Source organism: Acetobacterium sp. UBA5834 (assembly GCF_002435675.1).
Classification (GTDB): Bacteria; Bacillota; Clostridia; order Eubacteriales; family Eubacteriaceae; genus Acetobacterium; species Acetobacterium wieringae.
Genome location: NZ_DJGY01000068.1, coordinates 41,361 through 62,168, shown reverse-complemented (window position 1 = coordinate 62,168; position 20,808 = coordinate 41,361). Strand labels below are relative to the sequence as shown.

Genomic DNA, 20,808 nt, shown 5'->3' with positions numbered 1-20,808 from the left:
TTTGGGAAAGCAGGGTCTCTTTTTCTTCGTCAAGCAGAATTTCGCCCTGGTGAATAAAGACAATATAGTCCGCAATCTTATCGAGATCACTGGTAATATGGGACGATATCAAAATGGCATGTTCTTCATCCTGGATAAACTCCATAAAGACATCGAGGATTTCCTCCCGGACAATCGGATCCAGCCCGCTGGTGGCTTCGTCTAAAATCAGCAGCTCCGGTTCGTGGGATAGCGCCACCGCAATCTGCAGCTTCATTTTCATCCCCCGGGAAAATTCTTTGATGATCTTATTTTCCGGCAGCTTGAATTTTTTCAGATACTGCTGATACAATTTCTGATTCCAGTTTTTATAGATGCTGGCCAGCATCTTTGAGATATCACCCGTTTTTAAATTATCGTGGAAGTTGCAACCATCCATCACAACCCCGACTGACGCTTTTATTTTTTTCTCATCTTTTAGGTTATCCATGCCCAGCATCTCAATGGTTCCCCCATCCCGTTTGATCAGATTCAGGATTGCTTTAATGGTCGTGGTTTTACCAGCGCCATTCTCACCGATAAAGCCGACAATACTGCCTCTGGGCACCTTAAAACTGACATCTTTGAGTTGAAAATCCTGATAGTTTTTGTTTAAATTTTTAATTTCAATGGCATTCGTCATGTTATTCTCCCTTATACAATAGTTCTAACAATTCACTGAGTTCGGCCCAGGAAATATCGCTGCTTCTGGCAATATCCACCGCTTTCTGCAAAAACTCCTCGGCCAGCCGCAGTTGCTCTTCCCGGATAAATGATAAGTTCTGGTTGGCCACAAAACTGCCTTTACCGGTGACGGTTTCAATAAAGCCATCCCGTTCCAGATCCGAGTAGGCCCGCTTGGTGGTAATCACACTGATGCGCAGCTCCTTGGCCAGAAAGCGCATGCTTGGCAGCGCTTCACCGGGACTCAGTTCACCGCTGATAATCATCTTCTTGATTTGCTGGGCAATCTGTTCATAAATCGGTTTGTCACTGGAATTGCTAATGACAATATTCAACTTACCACCTCATTTCGCTTGTCTTAGTGTATATATACTATATATACACTATAAACTCTTTTCCCTTACCTGTCAAGTTTTTAATCAAAAAAAATAAGCGAGATGATCTCGCTTATTCCCAGCACTGAACGCTTAGTTTTTTCTGGAGGAGTTTCAGCTTTTCCCGTTCCGATTTGTAATTGGGGAGTACCTGCTCAACGATTCGCCAGAAGTTGGGGGAATGATTCATTTCAATCAGATGGGCCAGCTCGTGGACGACCACATAGCGAATGGTGGCCTCTTCGGCCATCACCAGATACCAGGAAAAATTGAGATTACCGGCTCTGGAGCAGGAACCCCAACGAGTGCGGGCACCGTTTATTTTGACAGCCTTGGGCTCTAATCCCATATGTTTGGCCAGATCTTTTACCATATCGCCGAGCACCTTTTTTGCCAGCGTTCGGTAGACACCCACCAGACTGGTTCTTAATTCCTCGGCCGACATCTGGGCATAAGCATAAAAGTGCTGGCCATCAAAACCGAAAGCTGGTTTTTCGACTGGCTCCAGAGGAAATTCGTGGCCCAGGAATAGGAGCTTGGCCCCAAACCGCAATGCAAAATTCTCCCGCTCTGTCACCTGTTGGGCCACCGCCCCGTGGTGGGTGTCAATCCAATGTTGGTGCTGGGCTACAAAATCCGCTACGACCTTCTGCGGGGTTCCATTGGGAACCCGCACCTCAATTTCAGCGTTCTTAGTGATATAGAGTCCCATCGTTTTTCGTTTTGAATACTTGATTGTATAATCCCTTGTCATTGTTGTCCTTTTATATTTTAATCCATTTATTTTTCAATTCGCACCTTGCTGCCACCAACTCCGGCTTCGCCGGGGGTAATCAGCAATTTAACCGGCATCCGGTTCTTGATCGATTCCACATGGCTGATGATCCCCACCTTCAGGCGATCGTTATGCAGCATTTCGATGGAATTCATCACCACCTCCAGGGCATCTTCATGTAGCGAACCAAAACCCTCATCGAGAAAGAAAAATTCCAGCGGGGCCCGTCCTTTTAACTGGATTTCGGCGGACAGCGCCAGCGCCAATGCTAATGAGGCCAGAAAGGTTTCCCCACCGGACAGGGTTGAGGCGTCCCGGGCCGCGCCGCCATTTTTGTAGTCCCGGATAATGAATTTCCCCTCATCGTCAGCTTCCAGTCCGTAATTACCGTTGCTGATCTCAGTGAGCCGTTTGGATGCCGCAATGGAGATGTACTTAAGTCGGGAAACGGCCACAAATTCGACAAATCGCTTGCCCGAAAACAATTTTTCCAGATCAGCTATCAGACCCAGCCGGTGATCCACCTGTTCCTTTTGCTCTAAATAGTTCGCCAATTCAGCCAGTCGCTTTTCCAGCTCATCAACACTGGTTTTTAAGCGGATATCCAGAACTTTCTGTGTTTCGATATCTGCTTCCAGGCGCTGATGAACCGAGCAAATCTCAGCATAGGCGACATCGGTCATTTCCCAGCCATTAATTTTCTGGTTCAGATCTTCCAGCCTGCCCGCTAATTTGGTGTGACTCTGACGATAACCCTCTATTTCCATTTCCAGATTTTTAATGGTTTGATCCGGGATACAGGCGTTTAAAGCGGCGATCAAATCAAGAAAGCCATGCGCCATCAGTTGTTTTTTTAACCCTGCCGCGGTGATATCGTATTGGCTTTCCAGCGTTGTCAGATTTGCTTTTTGAATGGTTACCATTTCCTGTGTTTTCTCGTAGGCTTCCCGCGCCGCATCCAGCTTTGTTCTGGCCGTATTCCAGGCGTTTTCGATCCATTTTATATTACCTTGAAACTTATTTTTCAGTTCATCCAGCTCAGGCAATGGGTAGTCTTTTCCCAGTTTTTCCTCAATGGCACTTTTCTTTTCCTTAAACTGCTGAGCCTTTTGGCCGATCAGCAGCAAAAATTCCTGAACCTGTCGGTTGACCCCATGAATGACTTCACTCTGTTTTTCCAGCTGTTGCTGTTGGTCATTAACGGCCGTTTCCAGTTTTTCAAGATGATCCATCAATTCGCTGCGACGCTGATCGAGCTTTTTTATGGTTTCATTGGCGGCGTAAAAATCATAAGCTTTATTAACCTTGAGCTGCTTTCTTAATTCCGCCCCTTCTGTCTCCAGCTCTGCACAAGCTGTTTCTTTTTTGCTTTTAAGCACTTCCAATTCCCGGGTCTGAAGCAGTAGCGCTTCCCGACTTGCGTTTTTTTCTTTAAGATCCCCTTCCAGCTTCAGTAACTGGTTTTTGGCCTCCTGATTTCGGGCTTCCAGCTTTTTTAAACGTTCTTCCCAAACTTCCAGTTCCTGACTCCGCTTCGTATTGGCAGCCACCAGCAATTCCGGCTGTCCTTCGGGTATCGCTTCACCAAGACTGGCAATTTCAGTTTTTAGCTGCTTCTGATTTTCAACCAAGGTGGTGAAACTGCCGGTTAGCTGGGCAATTTCAGCAGTCAGTTCGCTTAATTCCTGCTCCTGTTGCTGGTGGGCTTTTTTTATCACCGCCTTGCGAATGGCGTCATCCGATTCATCCCGATCCTCGGCGAAAGGATGTTTTGTTGCGCCGCAAACCGGGCAGGGTTTTCCATCCTTTAACAATTCTCTTAGTTTAAGGCCGAAATTCTTGTTTTCCAGCTGGATCAGTTCTTCTTCCACTGCTGCCATCTTTTCTTTTAAAAGCTTTTCCGCCGCCTTTTTTGTCCCAATGGTCTGAATCAGGGCATCGATCTGACTTTCCAACGCAATCATACTTGCATTTGCCTGTTGTTGTTTAAGAAAAAGATTCTGGCAGTGAAGCGCCGCTTCCTTTTCCTTTCCGATACTATCCCAGCTCGCTGGCCGGGCCTTTTCGAGAGCAATAAGCTCCTGCTCAACAACTGCTTGCTCGGCTTCTTTTACCTGCTTCTGCGCTTCCAGGTTCTTCTCGCTTTCAAGCAATGTATTGATCTCAGTCTGGTTTTTATTAAGGCGTATTTGATCGTCCGCTATTTCATTTTTTAATCGGATTATTTCTTCGGTAACGGCCATCCCCCGGGTGATTTTTTGGCGATAGTCCGGTTCGATCCGACATTGTTTTTCTTCCCGTCGCTGGGCAATCAGTTGTTTTTTTTCTTTTTCCAGTTCTTCCTGCAACCTGGTCTTGTCATTTTCCAGGTTGATTTTTTGATGATTCGCCTCATCCATTTTTTTATTCATCTCACGAATTTCTTTATCCAGGGCCAGCTGAGCTTGTTTCCAGCCAATGGCATCATCCACCTTTTCCAGCTTGCTCTGAAATTTGAAGAGGTTTTCGGTTTTATAGGTATCGGTTTGATTAAAGCTTTTTTCACATGTCTCTTTTTCATCAAACAATTGGGACAGCTTTTCTTCGCTGTCAGCCAAGCTGCGCCGACCCCTTTCAACCTGGGTTTTTAGCGTTTCAAAGGCTTCCAGAAAGGGACGCACCTCTAATGCCTTTTTTCCCAGCCGCAGTTGCTGTTCCTTGCTTTTTATTTCAGCACTTCTCGCTTCCAGGTCCGTAAGTGCTGCTTTGGTATCTTTTTGCTCTGCCAGCAAGGCCATTAATTTTTTTGCTTCTAACAACTGGATATCGAGCGTATTAAACTTTTCCCGGTTTGTTTGAAGCTGGCGCTGATTTTCTTCATAACTGTGCTTTTTTTCGGCCAGCGCTTCCGGAGTAACACCCTCATAGGTATTCATGCTGCCGAGGATTTGGTTTTGCTTTTCCACTTCCCTGATCCGCTCGGACTTGAGCCGATTGGCAAGATCATCCCCATATTTGGACAAATTAAACAGCCGCTCCAGCATATCCCGGCGGGGCTTGCCCTCCAGCTTCAGAAAATCGCTGAATTTACCCTGGGGCAGCACCACGGTTCGGGTAAAATCGGTCAGACCCAGGCCAATGATTTCCTCGCAGGCATTGGTCACCTCGGTGGTTTTATCCGCCAACACCAGCGGCCCTTGCGGTCTTAATTCCAATAACTGGCATTTTCCCTGATTGATGCCTTCGTTTTTATTGCGCTTAAACTCCCGACTGACCTGATAGGTTTTTTCCTCCGCACCGTCGATGACAAACTCATAGACGACACTGGCCTTGTCGTCGTTGACATTGATGTAATTGGAGCTGTTGCGGGACAGCTTGCCATAAAGCGCCAGGGTAATGCCATCGAGAATCGTCGATTTACCGCTACCGGTAGGGCCAAAAATGCCAAAAATACCCGCCTCGGTCAGGGTTTCAAAATCAATTTGCTGTTCGTCCTGAAAACTGTTAATGCCTTTAATTTTTAGCCTTATCGGTCTCATTGTTTATCCTCCTCAACAACCAGCGACAGCAGCAGTTCCAGCACCTCATCATCGGCTTCGGTGCCCCGTTCCCGGCGGTAAAATTCTTTAAAGACATCGCCAAAGGATTTCTCTGTCAAGGCTTCCAGGCTAGCCTCAGTTTCTAAAGTGGTCAGCCGGGGGATTACTTCCAGAATATCATTCTTATGGGCCTTCATTTTTTTGATTTCATCTTCCCGGATATAATGATCCGTCTCAATTTCCAGATAAACCCAGCAGGATCGATCCGCATTGGCCGCGCATCGGGCGATGGCATCATCGACATTGTCACATTTCCAGACTTCGATGGGCTTGTATACTTTCAGATCTATTTCACTGATTTCATTTTTGACTGTAACGCCATTGCTAACAACAATTTCAGCGATTATGCATTTTTTCCCGTAGGCAATTTCCCGGCGGTTAAAATGAATCGGTGACCCGGCATAGCGGCCCCGGCCATTGGTACCGGGAATTACCTGTGGTTTATGAATGTGTCCCAATGCGATATAATGGGCTTTTTCGGGAAAGCACTGGCCATCGACAATATAGGTGCCGCCCAGCTGAATGGTTCGCTCTGAACCGGCTTCCTCGCTGCCCATGGCAAAGATGTGAGTGGTCACCAGATTGATGGTATCGTCTCTGAAATGGCACTCCAGTTGCGAAAAATAGCTGTGAATCCGATCACTGTAGGACTTTTGATTTTCGTCTTCGGCGGTGGTCAGATCATATAAAACCTCATTGAGCCGTTTTTCACTGGGATAGGGCAAGAGCAGAATCACGGCCCGCTCGCTGTTGATCTCCAGTTCCACATAACCTTCTCCCGCTGCCACCACCTGATGCTGGCCGTAAGCCCCGGTGGGGATGATCGTTTTGGGTACTCCGGCCATCAGAATACCATGATCCCGGGCCAACGGTCCCGGCGCTTCAAGCCGCTGGGGATTATCGTGATTACCGGCGATCACCAGAATCAGCCGTTTGCCACCGTCGGACAATTGCTTTAAGGTCTCATAAAACAATTCCTCGGCCCGGGCTGGCGGATTATAGCTGTCATAAACATCCCCGGCGATGATCAGCAGATCTATTTTTTCGTCTTTGACGATTTTAACAAAGTCCGCCAGAAAGCAGGCCTGCTCATCCATCCGGCTATGACCTTCAATATTTTTGCCTAAATGCCAATCGGCGGTATGTAATATTCTCATTTGGGTGTCCTCACTCGTATCCGTTTTGTTTATTATCCCACAGCCGCTTTTTTTTGTATAGACTAAAAAAAGCTCCGGCCAATGCCGGAGCGAGAGGTTATTGTGCTTCTATCACCATTGTTCTGCTAAAGCGTATAATCATTAATCAAAGTTTGTCATTGCACTCTCTTTTGAAGCAAATAAGCCTCTTGTCAAATAAAATCCAGCCAGGGTCGGGATGAGATAGAAAGCTGGCGCATTTGTAATCAAAGCCGAGTTGAAATTCATATATGAGAAAAGAATAGCTGCCGGTGTGTAAGGCATATAATATAAAAAGCCAACAATAAATGCAATAATCAGAAACGGTCCGTTTATTTTAATTTTAAGTGTTGCTGGTTTTCTGGTCAATAATTCTAACAACATTCCAAACATCATGCTAATCAGAGGTAGCGTAATAGCCATAAAGAAAAAACCATCACTGAAAAAAAATGGCAAGGTTGAATTAAAGTTTGAATCGATCGGACTATTCTTTACTACAAATTTCACCTTTTCAATAATACCTATATAGATTATCACTGATGGTATAACCAGATACGGATAAATCTTTTCTAAAATTCGCAAAACAAGGGCTTCCTTTCTATAAAAACGCTTCACTATTTTTCAGCTATCCATTATTATAATTTATTGGTCGGTGTTTGTAGACGACCTACCTGAAAACAAACTCTCAAACATAAAGAATCCAGATAAAATCGGAATCAGGCATATTAATTGGGTCATAGATTTTTCACTATAAATAATCGCTGGCATTGGCACAAGGATACCTAGATGTATCATAAAATATATCGCTGCACCTATAAGCGCAATCACAACATAGAATAGATCAACTTTAAGTCGCAGCTTTCCACTCTTACACATAAAATGCAGTAGAAAGCCAAGCATAAACCATTTAAAAAATCCAATCAGCATCATCCCCCAAAAACGACTTGAATAAAAACCATAACTCAGCGATTCCATCGTATTAAAGCTGTTCTGAATGGATATGACCCAAGTATCCATCAGTATAAAAAATAGCAGATACCCGATCATTAAAGCAACGTTTATCATTTTTTCCTTCATATCATCATTCTCCTTGTCTGAACAACACCGTCTGCTACTGCCGCAACCAGGGCTGGGCAGACTTTTCTCCCCTTTTATAATTCTGTATGGTGCAGTTCTTATTACTCAATCAGCAATTTTAATTTGTGATAATTAAAATCATTCAGGCCCAGTTTAAGCACTTCTTTGTTTTTCAAATGGACAACTAGAGAGTATGTATCCAACGTTTTTTTCTTCATCTCGTACCGGTCAATATCCTTGATATCAATAACCCTTGAAAAATTGTAGATTAAATAATTGTTACAGATATAAGCCGTATTGTGGAAGATCGATAGATACCAGATAATAGGAATAAAACCGTAGATAATTAAATGATGCGGCTTATCAAAATCCGCATTTGTAAGACTTAATAGACCAATAATGTACAACAGCTTTCCCAACAGAATTTGAAAATAGCCGGAATAATTGCCAATACTTAACTTACCCTCATAGGGATATTTAAAGATAATTCTAAATCTCAGATTGATATAGAAGAAGATGACGGCAAAGCCAATCAAAATTATGGTGTCAATAGGGTTATCAACCTGAAACAATAAGTAAACCGATAATCCCAGGATTATGATTAGTAGTCCTAAATCAAGATAATATTGTTTTTTCATTTTCAAGCACCTCCGCTATTAAAATCTCCAGTATGACCGCGAGTCTTTATTTTGAATTTTTGCATTCGCCGGAATTTTGGTCAAAATCCCATAAAATGACAGGACATCCAGACTCGATAAAACCATATTCATAATCGCAATTTTTGATAAAAGTGGGTAATTTATATTTGAGATCATTAAAAAAAGAACGGGTATAACCGTTAAACAATGATCGGCAATATTAAACCCCAATAAAAATCTTTCTTTTTTTATATCCCATAAATATGTTGCGTAAATAGCACCTCTATACGTTCCAATAAAAATATCCCTTGATGAAATTTTATCTGGAAAAACTATCACATGTAGCATTTCATGAATGGGCACTAAGGCTAATAAAATCACAAAATCTTGAAAACTATCAATCATACTCAAATGATAATCCGCTCCCAGCCGGATCTTTAACATCAGCCCAATAATAAACATGGAAATGAGAATAACTGGAATTGACATCAAACAACGTTTTAAAAAACTCGGCTCATCAATGGCATGATAACCCTCATTCTCAGGATCAAAGTCGTTGTTTTCCGGAATTTTTTCAAATAGAAATCTCATGATGCTGGCTCCTTTTATGTCTTTTACTGGCCTAAATCTACCACACATTTTCATTTGTGCGAGATTATGTTGAAATTGATGTATTTTTTTGTAGTGTTCTAAGATTCTTATTCAAATTTAAAGCGGTATCATTACCCCAACCTTTCGATCTCATAACGCAGCTGCAAAGCTCTGATTTCTTTTCGCTTTAACTGACTAATTGGCAGACAGTCCGAATTTGACATCCTGACCTCATTATATTTAAAGGTGACGACATGTTCATAATTAACCAGATAAGATTTGTGAATCTTCATGAATTGATCACCTTCTAGCTGGGGGTAGATATCCCCTAGCTTGCCGTAAAACATATCTTCTCCCGTTATCGTGGTGATCTTAATCTCCGATTCACACTTTGAAAATAGAGTATATTTTTGATGGGAATCTTATATGTCACGGCTGCCTTTCGATAGCAGAAAACGCCCCCCAGGCAGCCATTTAATTTCATTGCCAGATTAATGTCTTTTATCAGCATTGCTGCATTAATGGGTTTTGAAAGAAAATGCATCGGGCGTACTTCAAAAAGATCTTTATAATAATTTTCTTTCCCAGACACATAGACAATCTGCATCGTTTGATTATCCATCTCCTCGCGGATTTTCCGACCCAGCTCAAGACCATTTAGACCTTCCATTTCAATGTCCAGAAAGACCAGATCAAAATCATGTTCATGTTTTATAAACTCAGCCAGTCTTTCACCAGAATAAAACACATCAATTTCGATTTCCTCGACAAAAATACCTTGGTTTTCTAAAATAATCCCTTCTAATTGAGAACAGATGGCTTTTTTATCATCACATATCCCGATTCTAAACATTTTGGCACCTCTTTTCTAGACAATAAACTCATTTTACCGGAAAATAAAACAACTGTCCAGCCGTGCTAATAATATGAATGCGAATTTATAAACTGTAAGCAATAAAAAACAGTACCAACGAACAATTTTTTGTTCGTTGGTACTGTCAACACTTTCAATAGTAAAAATGTCTATTTATTAGTTGATGGCATCCACAGCGGTCATCAACTCCGAAATCGAGCTGTACCAGTTTTTAATCATATGGCGCATCAGCCCCACCTGTTCAGCTTTGGCCAGCAGCCCAAAGATTGGAATTTTGGAGCCGTAAGCCGCACCGATTTCAGCCCAGGCATCACAGCCGGATGGCCCGACGTAGATAATCAGGTCGGCACTGGTAACCGATGAGATACAAAAATCAAAAACCCGTGTTCCTTCAGCTGACTCAATAAAATGCGTCAGCTCTTTTTGCGAAAGAAAGGCTTCTTCCGGCCGTCCTTCCCGGATCCAGGACAGGATTGTGTGGCCCCGGCTTTCCAATAAATCAGTCAGCATTTCAACCGCATGCTGATGCTTCCATGATGCAGCAATATATATTCTCATGATTCCTCCACTTTGCGAATAAGATAAGCTCTCTGTTTATTATAACCGGCTCTGCTCTTATTCACAAGTAGCGGTTGTCTCTCCAATCGGGAATACCGTGCTGCACCAGTCAAATTATCATTGGATAATTTATTTTACCGCACTGCCGGCAACTTTGACGTTTTTCTTCTGTGGTTTGACTTTACTGCCATTGCCACTGAGCCAAATATAGCCCTTACCCACGGATAACCCCTGCACCACAGTGGTAAACAGCACAATGGCATAGGTCGCGACCAAAAACAGGTTATAGGTTGGGGTTGCCAGCGAGATACTGGTGCCCATAATCAAGGCTAGACACAAGCCGCCTTTTAATCCGGCCCAGGTCATAAAGGCAATAAATCTATGGTTTGGCATGCCCTTGCTCTTTGGCGGATTTTTATTAAAGATCATTGATGCATAGACTCCCGCCAGTCTGGCGATGGTATTGAAAAGAATCGATCCAATGGCAATGGTGAAGATCATCCCCACTGACAGGGTATTGATGTTTTTGATGTTAAGTAATAATACCCCGACTAGCAAAAATAAGATCCCGTTTAGCAGATTATCGACCACTGACCAGAAGGAATAGAATAAATCTCGTAATTCCTCGGTCATACAGATATGATTATTTCGCTGCAGTCCGGCAATGGCAGTGGCATAGTAAAGGCCACAGATCACGGCGGCGATGGGACCCGAGAACGAAAAGTATTCACAAACCAGGTAAGACAGCATTACCGTTAAAATACTGGTAAAGATTTTGATAAAGTTATCATTTGACTGCTTAAACACTTCAAACAACAGAAAAGAGATGATAAAACCGACTGCTACGGCCCCCAAAATTTCGGTAGCCAGACCCCAGGTAAAACTCATCACGGAGACACTGTTGCTCGAAAGTTTTAAAGCCGTCAGCAGGGTTGCAAAAATCGCTACGGCCACCCCGTCATTGAACAAGGCTTCACCTTCAATGATCAGGCCAATGCGTTTGGGTAAACCCGCCTTGGCCAGAATACTCATCGCCGAAATCGGATCGGTTGGCGCCACAATCGCTCCCAGAATACAGGCTTCCAGAAAGGTAATGTTGACATGAATCAGATAGCCCAAACCAAAGAACAGTAGTCCATACACAACGGTTGATACCAGGGTTCCAATTACCGCCATACTGCCAATTAAAAATTTATCTGCCTTGAAATCACCAAATTCGATTCGTGAAGCCCCACTAAAGAGCATAAAGCAGAGAACGCCTTTAAATAAGAAATCCGTAAAGTCAAACTCCCGGTAGAGATTTAAAAACTCAATCGGGATATGAACCAGATTCAGGTTTCGGCCAATAATATAAAGCACAACAAAGATAAATCCAAAAACAACCAGTCCGATTTCATAAGGTAGTTTTATTGTTTTTTCATTAATAAAACTAAACACAACCACTAATAAAAGCAGGGCGCTGAACAGGATGAGCAACTGATCAAAGTTATACATTTCTTTCTCCTTTTGATTCATCAAAAAAATTTGCGCAAAAAAAAGGCGACAACAAAATAGGCTCACCTTGTTATCACCTTTGATACGTCCGAGTCTAAACAATAGTATACTAACTGGTTATTGATGTTAACCTAGTATACTTATGAAACTTCCTGAAGTATAGCACTTTGAAATTGATGTGTCAATGGCTTTTTATAATAATTTTACGTGATTTTTTATGTAAACGAGACGCTGTTTTTTCGTTATTTTTCTATCAAACTTTGTCCTGTTTTCGTAGTATATCCATCGGTTTAACTGGTGCGCACATCTGTAGATAATAACGCATTTTAGGGTGGGGCGTCGACTCAATGGCTGCACCCTCGACATCCGTCATCATCGTAATCGTTTGGCTGATAAAACCTTTTCCGGGAATCATAATCTCAACCGTATCACCAATTGACACCTTGTTGCGCTGTTCAATCAGGGCCATGCCGGTGCGCTCATTATATTCCAGCACCAGACCGACAAAATCATAAGCCCGGGTATAACTGCCGGTTCCGTAATTCTGGTCAGCCGCTGTCGTTTTGCCACTATAAAACCCCTTTGTGTAATTACGGTGACTGACCTTGGTAAGCTCCTCATAATAGCTCGCATCAAGCTCAGTTACGCCGGGGTGATCAAGACAATAATCGATGGCCTTACGATAGGCTGACACCACCGTCGCCACATAATAAAGACTTTTCATCCGTCCTTCGATTTTAAAGCTATCGACCCCGGCTTTCATCAGATCGGGAATTTCATCAATCAGACATAAATCCTTGGAGTTGAAAATAAACGAACCGCTGGCATCCTCTTCAATCGAAAACGCTTCATCGGGCCGGGTTTCTTCAATCAAGTGATACTTCCACCGACAGGGATGGGCACAGTCGCCCTGATTGGAATTTCGACCAGTCATGTAATGACTGAGCAGACAACGTCCCGAATAGGAGATACACATCGCACCGTGTACAAATATTTCAATTTCCATTTCCGGCGCCACCTGTTCCCGGATTTCCCGGATTTCACGAAGGCCCAGCTCCCGGGCCAGGACAATCCGTCTGGCGCCCTGGGCATGCCAGAATGCCACACTCCGCCAATTGGTATTGTTGGCTTGGGTGCTCACCGATATTTTTAAGTCCGGCGCCACTTCCCGAACCACCGAAAAAACCCCGGGATCAGCCACGATTACGCCATCAATTCCGAGACTCTGCAGTTCACTGACATAGTCGGGCAGACCTACCAGGTCGTCATTGTGGGGAATCATGTTCAAGGTGACATAAATTTTTTTATTCTGTTCATGAACATACGCAACAGCCTCTGCCAGTTCTTCATTGTCAAAGTTGTCCGCCTTAGCGCGGAGCCCAAATTTCTTGCCGGCGCAATAGACTGCATCGGCACCGTAATGGAGGGCATACTTCAATTTTTCAAAATTTCCTGCCGGTGCTAATAGTTCCGGTTTTTTCATATGTTTCTCCGTTCTTTAACTCTTGTTTAAATTCTCTTCCTATTAATAATAACTAAATCGTTTCAATATTCTTTTTCCAGCTGATTGCCAACCCGTCTCCTAAGGGCAGGATGCTAGTTATCAATTGGGGGTGATTCGAGATGGTTTCCAGATACACCCGCATCCGTTTAACGATAGTTATTTTCCGGCGAATAACCAGCTCATTGGTGGCAATCATACCTTTAAACAGCACATTGTCAGAAATCAATAGTCCACCAGGTTTTAAGCACCGCAAACAATCATCCAGCAAGTGGATATAGTGACCTTTGGCGCCATCTAAAAAAATCATATCATAGGTTTTCTCCAATTTGGCCAGTTTTTCCTGAGCATCCCCGACCATCAGATTAATCTGATTTTTCAGTCCCAGACTGGTAATATTTTCGTCGGCTTGAACCACCATATTTAAATTTCGTTCAATGGTATCCACCTGTCCCAAAGAACCCATGGCTTGGGCAAAAATTGATGCCGAAAACCCGACGGCTGTACCAACTTCCAGAATGGTTCGAATTTTTTGAGCCGCGATCAATAGTTCAATGTGTTTTTGCACTTCTTTATGGATGATCGGAATCGCATCATCCATGGCTCTTTTGCGGAATTCTTCAATTTGGGGACGATCTGCCGGAATTAATCCTCTCAGATAGTCTTCAATATAATCTTGTACAATTTCACTCACTGTTTTTCCTTCAATCTTCTAAAATAATGGCCCCTTTACGGGGCCATCTGGTTGTTTCATTATTGACTAATTCCCCATGTATTTTTCCACATCCTGAAGATGTTCTTCATAGGTTTCATTAAAATATATTTTTCCCGAATTCATATCAGCGACAAAGTATAAATAGTTGGTTTCAGCCGGGTACAAAGCCGCTTCCAGGGATGTTTCGCCAAAAGAGCAAATCGGTCCATAGGGTAATCCGGTATTGATATAGGTATTATAGGGCGATGGAAATTGGGTTTGTTCAGTGGTTAAAACGGCTGTTTTTTCACCCCGGGCATAATCCACCGTGATATCAGACTGCAGCGGCATATTGGCAGCAATCCGGTTGTAAAAGACACTGGCGGCATTGGCTTTATCTTCAACCAGTTTGGTTTCCAATTCCACAATCGACGCCATAATGACAATCTCATCCACGGTTTTACCCATTTCTTTGGTTCGTTTTAAATAGTCCTGATCATAAACCTCCACAAAACGATCCAACATGGCGGTTACAACTTCTGATGGCTCAGTATCCGGTGAAAAGCTATAGGTATCAGGAAAGAGATACCCCTCCAGAGTGCGGCTCACCCCATCTTTTTCAGTCAGGGGAATGCTACTGAGGATCGGATAATTTTTTTGATATTCGGCAACTTTCTTTGTTTCTTCAATAAAGGCATCGGCATCGCAGACATTCTTTTCTTCTAAAATTTCGGCGAATTCAGAAATATTGCGGCCTTCCGGAATGGTCACGGTAGCATCAGCGACATCACCGCTGACCAGACGGTCTAAAATCTGTTGAGCGGATTCGGTGGGACTGAAGGTATAATAGCCCGATTGGATCTGGTTGGCGGTATTTTCTTTCTTGGCCAGCATTTCAAAGGCAAAAGCATCCCGGATCAGGTTATTTTCTGCCAATGTCTCGGCGACATCACTGATCACGGCCCCATCGTCAATTTGAACATAGGCAAGCTCCCCTTCGCCTACTGGTTCTAACATTTGACCAATAAAATAATTAAAACTGAATATCCCAGTTGCGCCAAAAACGACTAATAATAACAGTATAATGGCAATAAGTTTTCCCGTTTTACGGGACGAGGGTCTGGTTTGATTGCTTCGATTACGCATCGTTCACCTGCTTTCATTTCTAAAACCATAAAAAGAATATAGGACCGCGATAGAGGTGGGCACCTATATTCTTTTTAAAATTGTTTCTATTTGAATGGTTGTTTAAGCGCCACAGCCTTCTTCTTCGGAATCAAACAGATGCATCCCCAGATCGACAGCCTTTGCCATAATATCGGTAATGTCCTGAAAAATCACGGAAAAATACATTTGCGCCTGAAAAAAATCGGCAATTTCCGGAATGCCCATAATGGTATTGGCTAAGGTGTTATACGCCGTGATCTGCTCTTCGGATAATTCATTGCCCAGCATTTGAAAGGACTGAATTTCCATCTGTCTGCGCATATAATCCTTGGCCATTTCAAATTTTTCCGGATCCTGTTCCAGTTTTTCTTTTGCCGCTACAAAATTCTTGTATTCGGTGCATTCTTTCAGGGCTCGTGCCAAATTGTTGGCTTCATCATATACATTCATACCTTACTCCTCATTTAAAATTATAGTGGTAACTGTTATCAAATTTTTTAAACAATCACCCGATTCAATTTATACTTCCATCAAGATAGGCAATATCATCGGTTTTCTTTGGGTTTTTTCGTAGAGATATTTAAACAGGCTTTCCCGAATCACATTTTTGATGGAATTCCAGTCAATAATACCCTTTTCTTCACAAGATATCAAGGCTTTCTTGACCTCTTCCCGGGCATTATTGATCAGTTCTTCTGATTCTCTTACATAAACAAAGCCCCGGGAGATAATATCCGGTCCTGAAACCGCTTTGCCTTTATGCATCGTGCACACTACAATGAAAAGACCATCTTCTGACAATCGCTTCCGGTCATTAAGAACAATATTACCGATATCACCAACACCCAGTCCATCAACCAGAATCGGCTCCGCCTGAGTTTTGCCGACAACCTGGACACTCCGTTTATCAATTTCCAGAATATTGCCATTTTCAGCAATAAAGGTTCTTTCTTTATTCATTCCCACATTTTGGGCCAGCTCAGCATGCTGCATCAGCATCCGACTTTCACCATGGACAGGAAGAAAGTGCTTGGGCTTGACCAAGGTAATCATCAGTTTTAATTCTTCCTGACGGGCATGACCAGAAACGTGGATTTCAGCAAAGCGTCCGTAAACAACATCCGATCCCAGTTCCACCAGTTTATTAATCACTTCAGAAACCATTTTCTCGTTTCCTGGTACTGGTGATGCCGAAATAATAACCATATCTTCTTTTTTTATGGTCAGGTGACGGTGCTCACCCAATGCCATTCTTCCCAGTGCTGCCATCGGCTCGCCCTGGCTACCGGTGGTAATGATAACCAGTTCTTTGTCCTTATAGTTTTTGATGTCTTTTAGTTGAACCAATACATTGGGTGGTATTTTCATGTATCCCAAATCCATGGCCACTTCAGTGACGTTTTCCATACTTCGGCCACAGATAATGACTTTTCGATTATATTCAACCGCAGCGTCAATTACCTGTTGCAGACGATGGACATTGGAGGCAAAGGTGGTTACGATAATTCTCCCTTTAGCTCCTCGAAACAAATTATACAAGGTTGGTCCCACGGTACTTTCTGAGGGTGTAAACCCAGCCCCTTCAACATTGGTACTGTCTGACATCAGCAGATCCACACCCTGGGAACCAATTTTGGCAAATCGCTGCAAGTCGATTATTTCGCCGCCAATGGGATGATAATCAATTTTAAAATCACCGGTATGGACAACGGTTGCTGCTGCACATTTAATACAAAGTCCCACAGCATCGGCGATACTGTGGTTGACCCGGATAAACTCAACATTAAATTCGCCAATATCAATCCGATCTTTGGGCTTAACAATAATTCGGGTAGTTTTTGTTAATAAGCCATGTTCCTTCAGCTTTTTATCGATCAGGCCCACAGTGAATTTGGTCGCATAAATGGGGATATTGATCTTTTTCAAGAGATAAACCAGCCCCCCAATATGATCCTCATGGCCATGGGTGATAACGACCCCTTTAATCTTTTCCTGATTTTCGATCAGGTAGTTAAAATCCGGTAGGACGATATCAATTCCGAACATATCATCGTCGGGAAACTTGAGACCGCAATCGACAAGAATGATGTCATCCTTGTACTCAAATACGTTTAAGTTCTTCCCGATTTCACCTAGGCCTCCTAGTGGTATTAATCTCAGCTTATCTTTGTTTTTCTGAGCCTGAGGTTTTCGTCTGGATCGTGAACGACCTTCCAGTCGTTGGGCCCCCGTTGTTATTAAGTTTTTGTTTTCAGTCAAATTGTTCTCCTTTCGTTATTCCATAACAATCCGAACAGTATCCGTACACCTTAAGTTCGTGATTGATTATAATAAACTCCTTCTTTTCTTCGATTTCTTTTTCCAGAACTTCCAGGAAATCGTCTTGCATTTCGATAACCTTTCCGCACTTTAAACAAATTAAATGATGATGCCAGTGTTTTTCATCCAACTCGCAGAGTTCGTACCGAGCAAAGCCATCATCAAAGTTACGTTTGGTAATGAATCCCATTTCTTCCAATATTTGCACCGTTCGATAAATGGTCGACATTCCCACATCAGGATTGCGCTGTTTAACACCCTGAAATAATTCTTCAACACTAAAGTGCTGCTCCCTGAAGGTCATCAAAACCTCAATGGCAACCAGACGCTGAGGGGTTACTTTGTTCCCTCTTTTTCTGAGCGCATCCACAATTTGTTTTTGGTTATTCATGGTTGTCACACCTCTTTTACAGTCTCTTCTGATAAAACAGTTACAGGCAACTCGCTGATCATTTCTATATTTACTCCATCAATATCACAGGAAAGCGCACGGATCTCTATTCCCAGACTATGACATTGACCCAATAAACGTGAAAATTTGGGATCCATTTTTTTGTTCGGTTGAAACGATTTCGCATCATTGCGTTGCACAACAAAAATAACCCCGGTATGGTAACCCTCCTGGTGAGCCCTGAGTAATTCGGCAAGGTGTTTAGATCCCCGCTCCGTTGGTGCATCGGGAAACATGGCAATCTGATCCACCACCAGATTGACGCTTTTGACCTCGTAATAGGCATATTCGCCACCTTTAAGACAGGCCAGGTCAAACCGACTGTTGCCGTAGGTTACTTCTTGCTTGAGTTCTGAAACATCTGCTTGAGCGTTTAAAAATTCGTAGGCAATCTGGTTAGCCAACATCGAATTGACCGAGACCCAATGGCCATCTTTTTCGACCAGCAACAGGGTATAGTCGGTTTTACGATGCGGCGCCGGATTCCATGCCAAAATGGCCCGTACCCCAGAAACAAGAAGCTCGCTCATGCGACCGGTATTGGGCACATGAGCGACGATCTCTTCCTGATTAATCATTACCTTGGCAATAAACCGATTGGGTCGGCTAAGAAATATCCCACTTACAAGGGGATATTTACTCAACTTCACCTTCATCTTCGTCTTCCTCAAAATCTTCGTATTCTTCGTCCATAATGCGATCATATTCCGCTTCAATTAAAGCAAATTCTGCTTCATCTTCAACCGGAACCAGAATTTCTCCTTCTTCGTCTTCATCGATAAAGAAAGCAAAAACATCATCACTTTCTTCACCTTCGGTTAACAGCACATAGGTCTTTTCGCCGAGCGGAAATGAAATCTCTAAATCAAACTCTCTTGCAACGCCATTTTCATCTTCTAAAATAATTTTTTCTTCCATATCAACTTCTCTTTCAACTTTATTTTTTTCGTTCATAATCTTGTAATTATACCTTTTTATGCTTAAACAATCCATTATTTATGAACTATTTAACGGCCCGATCCATATAGGATTGGAGGATCATCTGGGCAGCCAGCATATCAATGTAGTCTTTGCGGTTCTCCCGGGAAACGTTACCTTCAATCAGCACTTTTTCAGACCAGGATGAGGTTAATCGTTCATCAATGTAGATGATTTCAATCTTCAGCCGTTTCTTGATAAACTGACAAAAGTTTATTGTTTTTCGGGTTTGAGCCGATTCTGAACCATCCATATTCAGGGGCAGTCCGGCTACTACTTTTTTGATCTCATATCTGGCAATGAGGTCACGAAACGCTTCTAAATCATCATCCCGGGTCTTTCGCTTAAGGGTCATCACCCCCTGGGCAGTAATCTGTAAGGGGTCCGTCACAGCCACCCCAATCCGTTTGTCGCCGACATCAATTCCTAAAATTCTTTCCATTCATAATCCCATCTGTTTATTTTGGCTGTTTAAATCACCTTAATACAAAAATCTCTGCAAGCAGCACTGCAATAGCAACAAAGCACACATTTCTTTTGATCCACCCGAGCTTTGCCATCCGCTACGCTCAGGGCCTGCTGGTTACAACGCCGCACACATTCCCCGCAACCGCTGCACCAGTCACTGATATGCAGCTTTTTGGGAGCACTGGCAACCGCACTCTCCAACCCTTCGGGTATCACTTCACCGTTAAATTTTTTTACATTATACTGCACTTCGTCAACTGATTGAACCCCAATGGCAATGGCATCCAGATCGCTTAAATTTAAAACAAACTCAAAACTGGCCTGTTTTTGAGAAAGCAAATTCCCGCCACCTAATGGCTTCATCCCATAAATGCCCTTCCCCAGGATTTTGGCCTGATGAATGGCGGCGACCATTTCATCCGTCGTTCCATCTTCAATACCGATACCAGTCAAATTGATCAGTGGATGAATCACCTCCAATTCGGGAAAAAGACTGGCCCCAGAAACACCTTCCACCCGATGGGTGGAAATCCCAATGGCTCTGACTTTTCCCGCCTGTCTTGCAGCAATCAACGCCTCGATGGCTTCCCAATGACCTTCGATGGTTTTGCGACTTTCCTGCTCATGGAGCAGGTAAAGATCAATATAATCGCGACCCAACTCAGTCAGGGCCCGATGAAGACTTTTCTGGACCCCAACTGCTGTATAGTCATAGGACTTTGTAGCAATCACCACCTCATGCTGCATCTGAATTGCCTGCCGCAAGTGATCATAATTATTATAGAGATCGGCGGTATCAAAGAAATTCACGCCACCATCTAAGGCGGCAGCGATGATTTCCCGACTCTCCCGAAGGGGTTTGTTCTTCTGAAGGGGACCTATGGTCAAGCTACCAAAGCACATTCGCGATACCATAATGCCGGTATTACCAAGCGTATTCATTTTCATCTGCAAATCGTTTCCTAACCACAAGCTTAATGTTTGTGCGCCTTTGTTTTCCTTAACCTAAGCAAAACAAAATAGGACTGCCTCGGTTGAGACAGCCCCAAATTTTCAGCCTACTAAATACTTTTTAAGTAACGTCGTACAAGTTCTTCGAGTAACTCATCCCGCTCAATTTTCTGTATGGCATTTCGCGCTTCTCTGTGACTTGTGATATAGGTCGGATCTCCTGACATGACATAACCTACAATTTGATTGACGGGGTTATACCCTTTTTCAACTAGAGCCTTATGTACATTGCGCATCACTTCGTCGATCTTCTGAGACTTTTCGCTATCGACCTCAAACATAATGGTTCCTCGATCAATCACCGTATTTTCTCCCATTGTCATCTGACCTCCTTCACAATCAATTTATATCATTTTAACCCATCGTAAAAGAAAAGACAAGTC

The 20,808-nt window shown here is 43.1% G+C and carries 24 protein-coding genes; all 24 read right to left on the bottom strand.

Annotated elements, in window-relative coordinates:
* The coding region (locus B3F51_RS13950) for an ABC transporter ATP-binding protein (protein WP_286947685.1) at positions 1-661 on the bottom strand (661 nt) is incomplete at its 3' end.
* A 1-nt stretch (position 662) separates the two neighbouring features.
* On the bottom strand, positions 663-1,037 hold the full coding sequence (locus tag B3F51_RS13945) for a GntR family transcriptional regulator (RefSeq protein WP_286945495.1): 375 nt from the start codon (positions 1,035-1,037) through the stop codon (positions 663-665).
* A gap of 112 nt (positions 1,038-1,149) precedes the next feature.
* Entirely contained in the window at positions 1,150-1,830 is a 681-nt protein-coding gene (locus tag B3F51_RS13940) for a M48 family metallopeptidase (RefSeq protein WP_250933490.1), read from the bottom strand.
* 26 nt (positions 1,831-1,856) lie between these two features.
* Positions 1,857-5,369 (bottom strand): AAA family ATPase, encoded by a 3,513-nt coding sequence (locus B3F51_RS13935; protein WP_286945498.1) that lies wholly within the window; start codon positions 5,367-5,369, stop codon positions 1,857-1,859.
* Entirely contained in the window at positions 5,366-6,586 is a 1,221-nt protein-coding gene (locus B3F51_RS13930; protein ID WP_250933496.1) for an exonuclease SbcCD subunit D, read from the bottom strand. Before B3F51_RS13930 ends, B3F51_RS13935 begins: the two co-directional genes overlap by 4 nt.
* Positions 6,587-6,727: 141 nt before the next feature.
* Complete coding sequence (locus tag B3F51_RS13925; protein WP_228881012.1) at positions 6,728-7,186, bottom strand: hypothetical protein; 459 nt, start codon at positions 7,184-7,186, stop codon at positions 6,728-6,730.
* 60 nt (positions 7,187-7,246) lie between these two features.
* Positions 7,247-7,681: a hypothetical protein gene (locus tag B3F51_RS13920; protein WP_148636618.1), complete on the bottom strand. Its 435-nt coding sequence runs from the start codon at positions 7,679-7,681 to the stop codon at positions 7,247-7,249.
* A gap of 101 nt (positions 7,682-7,782) precedes the next feature.
* Positions 7,783-8,319, bottom strand: coding sequence for a hypothetical protein (locus tag B3F51_RS13915; RefSeq protein ID WP_228881015.1), 537 nt, complete (start codon positions 8,317-8,319; stop codon positions 7,783-7,785).
* An 18-nt stretch (positions 8,320-8,337) separates the two neighbouring features.
* Positions 8,338-8,910: a DUF3267 domain-containing protein gene (locus B3F51_RS13910; RefSeq protein WP_263992726.1), complete on the bottom strand. Its 573-nt coding sequence runs from the start codon at positions 8,908-8,910 to the stop codon at positions 8,338-8,340.
* 131 nt (positions 8,911-9,041) lie between these two features.
* Positions 9,042-9,257 carry a LytTR family DNA-binding domain-containing protein gene (locus tag B3F51_RS13905; RefSeq protein WP_243134732.1) on the bottom strand — a complete coding sequence of 72 codons (216 nt, stop codon included), beginning with the start codon at positions 9,255-9,257 and terminating at the stop codon, positions 9,042-9,044.
* An 11-nt stretch (positions 9,258-9,268) separates the two neighbouring features.
* Entirely contained in the window at positions 9,269-9,763 is a 495-nt protein-coding gene (locus B3F51_RS13900) for a LytR/AlgR family response regulator transcription factor (protein WP_243134730.1), read from the bottom strand.
* A 177-nt stretch (positions 9,764-9,940) separates the two neighbouring features.
* Complete coding sequence (locus B3F51_RS13895) at positions 9,941-10,342, bottom strand: hypothetical protein (protein ID WP_148636615.1); 402 nt, start codon at positions 10,340-10,342, stop codon at positions 9,941-9,943.
* 129 nt (positions 10,343-10,471) lie between these two features.
* Positions 10,472-11,836 (bottom strand): cation:proton antiporter, encoded by a 1,365-nt coding sequence (locus tag B3F51_RS13890; RefSeq protein WP_187389168.1) that lies wholly within the window; start codon positions 11,834-11,836, stop codon positions 10,472-10,474.
* A gap of 253 nt (positions 11,837-12,089) precedes the next feature.
* A complete protein-coding gene (locus B3F51_RS13885; RefSeq protein ID WP_286947683.1) occupies positions 12,090-13,319 on the bottom strand; it encodes a peptidase U32 family protein in 1,230 nt (409 codons plus the stop codon).
* 52 nt (positions 13,320-13,371) lie between these two features.
* Positions 13,372-14,031: an O-methyltransferase gene (locus B3F51_RS13880; protein WP_070371059.1), complete on the bottom strand. Its 660-nt coding sequence runs from the start codon at positions 14,029-14,031 to the stop codon at positions 13,372-13,374.
* Between the two features lie 66 nt (positions 14,032-14,097).
* Positions 14,098-15,177: an endolytic transglycosylase MltG gene (mltG, locus tag B3F51_RS13875; RefSeq protein ID WP_286947680.1), complete on the bottom strand. Its 1,080-nt coding sequence runs from the start codon at positions 15,175-15,177 to the stop codon at positions 14,098-14,100.
* 102 nt (positions 15,178-15,279) lie between these two features.
* Positions 15,280-15,648 carry a YlbF family regulator gene (locus B3F51_RS13870; RefSeq protein ID WP_070371061.1) on the bottom strand — a complete coding sequence of 123 codons (369 nt, stop codon included), beginning with the start codon at positions 15,646-15,648 and terminating at the stop codon, positions 15,280-15,282.
* 69 nt (positions 15,649-15,717) lie between these two features.
* Positions 15,718-17,415 carry a ribonuclease J gene (locus B3F51_RS13865; RefSeq protein ID WP_070371102.1) on the bottom strand — a complete coding sequence of 566 codons (1,698 nt, stop codon included), beginning with the start codon at positions 17,413-17,415 and terminating at the stop codon, positions 15,718-15,720.
* Between the two features lie 34 nt (positions 17,416-17,449).
* Positions 17,450-17,908: a Fur family transcriptional regulator gene (locus B3F51_RS13860; RefSeq protein ID WP_286947678.1), complete on the bottom strand. Its 459-nt coding sequence runs from the start codon at positions 17,906-17,908 to the stop codon at positions 17,450-17,452.
* A gap of 5 nt (positions 17,909-17,913) precedes the next feature.
* Positions 17,914-18,624: a DNA/RNA nuclease SfsA gene (gene sfsA, locus B3F51_RS13855; protein WP_286947676.1), complete on the bottom strand. Its 711-nt coding sequence runs from the start codon at positions 18,622-18,624 to the stop codon at positions 17,914-17,916.
* The gene (locus tag B3F51_RS13850; RefSeq protein WP_070371104.1) at positions 18,605-18,886 is read right to left on the bottom strand and encodes a DUF1292 domain-containing protein; all 282 of its coding nucleotides are present in this window, start codon (positions 18,884-18,886) and stop codon (positions 18,605-18,607) included. The genes sfsA and B3F51_RS13850 overlap by 20 nt, the downstream gene beginning before the upstream one ends.
* 85 nt (positions 18,887-18,971) lie before the next feature.
* The gene (ruvX, locus tag B3F51_RS13845; RefSeq protein ID WP_070371063.1) at positions 18,972-19,388 is read right to left on the bottom strand and encodes a Holliday junction resolvase RuvX; all 417 of its coding nucleotides are present in this window, start codon (positions 19,386-19,388) and stop codon (positions 18,972-18,974) included.
* 29 nt (positions 19,389-19,417) lie between these two features.
* The gene (locus B3F51_RS13840; RefSeq protein WP_070371064.1) at positions 19,418-20,362 is read right to left on the bottom strand and encodes an aldo/keto reductase; all 945 of its coding nucleotides are present in this window, start codon (positions 20,360-20,362) and stop codon (positions 19,418-19,420) included.
* A 113-nt stretch (positions 20,363-20,475) separates the two neighbouring features.
* Positions 20,476-20,727: an IreB family regulatory phosphoprotein gene (locus tag B3F51_RS13835; protein ID WP_026396169.1), complete on the bottom strand. Its 252-nt coding sequence runs from the start codon at positions 20,725-20,727 to the stop codon at positions 20,476-20,478.
* Positions 20,728-20,808: the final 81 nt, after the last annotated feature.